At 53.4% G+C, this 2,680-nt stretch carries 2 protein-coding genes; both read left to right on the top strand.

Annotated elements, in window-relative coordinates:
- The first annotated feature begins 418 nt into the window (after positions 1-418).
- Positions 419-1,402 (top strand): hypothetical protein, encoded by a 984-nt coding sequence (locus tag RC85_RS25325; RefSeq protein ID WP_068267665.1) that lies wholly within the window; start codon positions 419-421, stop codon positions 1,400-1,402.
- 67 nt (positions 1,403-1,469) lie between these two features.
- On the top strand, positions 1,470-2,522 hold the full coding sequence (locus RC85_RS25320; protein ID WP_084423015.1) for a cytochrome c family protein: 1,053 nt from the start codon (positions 1,470-1,472) through the stop codon (positions 2,520-2,522).
- Positions 2,523-2,680 lie beyond the last annotated feature (158 nt).

The following is a 2,680-nucleotide window of genomic DNA, read 5'->3' as shown; positions in this document are numbered from 1 at the left end:
ATGGTACGGCGTTGGATTGCCGGAACTGCGCCGAAGCGGCTTGTTCCGGCCTACATCTCGCCTGTCGCTTCGTCGCGGTTCGCTACAACCGCGACATTCACGATAACCCGACCATCTGAACACGATACCCTCGTTCAGCAGGTAGGCCGGAACAAGCCGCTTCGGCGCAGTTCCGGCAATTGCATGGTACGGCGTTGGATTGCCGGAACTGCGCCGAAGCGGCTTGTTCCAGCCTACATCTTGCCTGTCGCTTCGTCGCGGTTCGCTACAACCGCGACATTCACGATAACCCGACTATCTGAACACGATACCCTCGTTCAGTACTTGGCCTTGGACCGGTTAGTCCCTCCGTTGGTGAATTTCTGTTCTACGTTTTCAACGTACCACTGCGCATCTTTACGCAATCGTTTGAAACGTTATGAACACAACATCACAAGGGCCTCGTTATCTGATGAGGTGGAACTTCCGCCAAAGCGGACGCATTGATCAGGATGTGGTCAGCACCCATCACCGGCTCGGTGAATTGTCTTTGTTTTCTAACGAAGGATTGGCCCAGCTTATTGATCTGTATCCCGCATCCGCGATTGTCGTCGAAACGGGTGGCGGTAACTGCGATGATCGGCGTCTGGATGATCGGCGTCTGGGTACGATCGGAAACGCGAGTGGATCGCAAGTTCTAACGATGCTGCGTGAAGGCGATTTTTCCATCATTTTGAAAGACGTAGCCCAGCACTCTCGACCGCTGCGTCGCGTCTTGATTCGGCTGAATCAGGAAATGACTGAATGCAGCGAATCGATGAGAATCTGCAACTTCGGCGGCGACCTGCACCTGACATCGCCAGGAATGCAAAGTCCACTTCGCTGTGACACGGACCCTGTGGTTCGCTGGCAGATCGCCGGCAATCAAACGCTGGTGAACTATCCCGACGATGTGATCAATCGAGACGAGCACATCGAACGTATCCTTCAACACGATCGTGACGTTGCCTATCGCACGCCGCTGATTAACAAACCATCAAAAAACGACTCCGGTTGGGAATCATCGGTTCATGCCGGGTCGATGCAGAGTGTGATGCAGGCGACACCTCATCAAGTCGTTCAAAACGATCAGGTCGGCGTAACGCTGATCACTCGCTACCAGACTCAGACGTCCATCAACCGCGATGATGGATTGCTTTCGAATCAATGGCTTCGTCGCTTCGAAGCATTTGGATTGTCAGGTCAACCCGATGGTCAGCATGATGATCGGCACAAATTTGCGAGACGAACAATCGCTTCGTTTGTCCGACGGAAAGCTAAGCAACAAGCTCCACGGGTTGACGACATTTCATTCAGTTTAGATTCGTTGATCGCCGAATCGCCTGAAACCCCAACCAGCAAACAACCGCAATTGGCTTGCTGAACTCGACTGAACCAACATTCATTTTTTCGACTCACCGTCTTCGACTCACCAAATCTGATTTTCAAATATGAACTTGCAACGCCTCGCAACGCTTTTTGCTTTCTCGACAGGTGCGTTTCTTTTCGTCAGCGCCGCATCACCGTCGGTCCCGCGCACGGTTGCGCCCGGAGTTGCAACTGCGCCGAATCCTCATTTGGTACTGGGCAACGATGCGTGTGTCAAATGTCACGCACCCGAGATCGCTGTTTGGAAGCGGACGCCACACGCGACGACGTTCGATGAATTGCATCGTCGGCCAGAAGCAAAAAAGATCGCTGCTAATTTGGGGCTGCGTAGCATCAAGCATGAAGGTCGCTGTGTCGCATGTCATTACACGCAAAAGATGGATTCGCGCGGTCCGCACGTCATCGCTGGTGTTTCCTGCGAATCCTGTCACGGCCCAGCAAAAAACTGGGTTGATCTGCATCACGATTACGGCGGCGAAGGCATCACGCGGCTTTCTGAATCACCGGCCCACCGTGCGTCGCGTGTCGCAAAGAGCGTTGCAGCAGGAATGCGTAATCCGATGAACGTCTACAACGTCGCGCAGAGCTGTTTGCGATGCCACACGACTGCTGATGAAGAACTTGTCAACGTTGGCGGACACACTGCTGGCAGTCTTGATTTTGAATTCGTTTCGTGGAGCCAAGGGATGGTGTTGCACAACTTTGTTCAAAGCGATGGCAAAACCAATCGTCCTAGTTCGCCCGACCGAATTCGAGTCATGTTTGTTGCTGGGATGATCGCCGAACTGGAATCCAGTTTACGCGCGACCGCAGTGGCGACCGAGAAAGCAACCTACGGCGTTACCGTCGCCCGACGTGGTGCTCGCAGCGTCAAGCGATTGCAAAGCGTTGCCGCAAAGATTGATTCGCCTGTCTTGAATCAGATTCTCACCGTCGCCGAGGGTGTGACGTTCAAGCTAAACAACCAGGCTGAATTGACTTCCGCAGCGGACCAAATTGCCAAGTTGGGTCACCGATTTGCTGAAGTCACCGATGGTCGTTCTCTGGAATCCCTCGATCGGTTCATCCCAAAGACGCGAAAGTATCAAGGCAACTCAATTTTTTGGGGTGGGTAATTTCTTTGTGAGCCGCTGGCGGTAACGCCTCGGGCATTTCCGTAAACCCGACCGCTTACGCGATTCCCGGCTCACTAAGGAACTGTCCCGAAATAACTTCCCGGTTTTCCCGTAGCTGGTCCCGCCAGGGTTCAGTTCACTACTAGCTGTACCCGACT

The organism is Rubripirellula obstinata, assembly GCF_001642955.1.
GTDB lineage: Bacteria > Planctomycetota > Planctomycetia > Pirellulales > Pirellulaceae > Rubripirellula > Rubripirellula obstinata.
Note: the sequence above shows the minus strand (reverse complement) of the source record. Positions and strands in the feature narration are given on the sequence as shown.

What these genes read in the sequence shown, in the direction of transcription:
- RC85_RS25325 (WP_068267665.1), top strand. Translation starts at nt 419, where the DNA reads ATGAACACAACATCACAAGGGCCTCGTTATCTGATGAGGTGGAACTTC.
- RC85_RS25320 (WP_084423015.1), top strand. Translation starts at nt 1,470, where the DNA reads ATGAACTTGCAACGCCTCGCAACGCTTTTTGCTTTCTCGACAGGTGCG.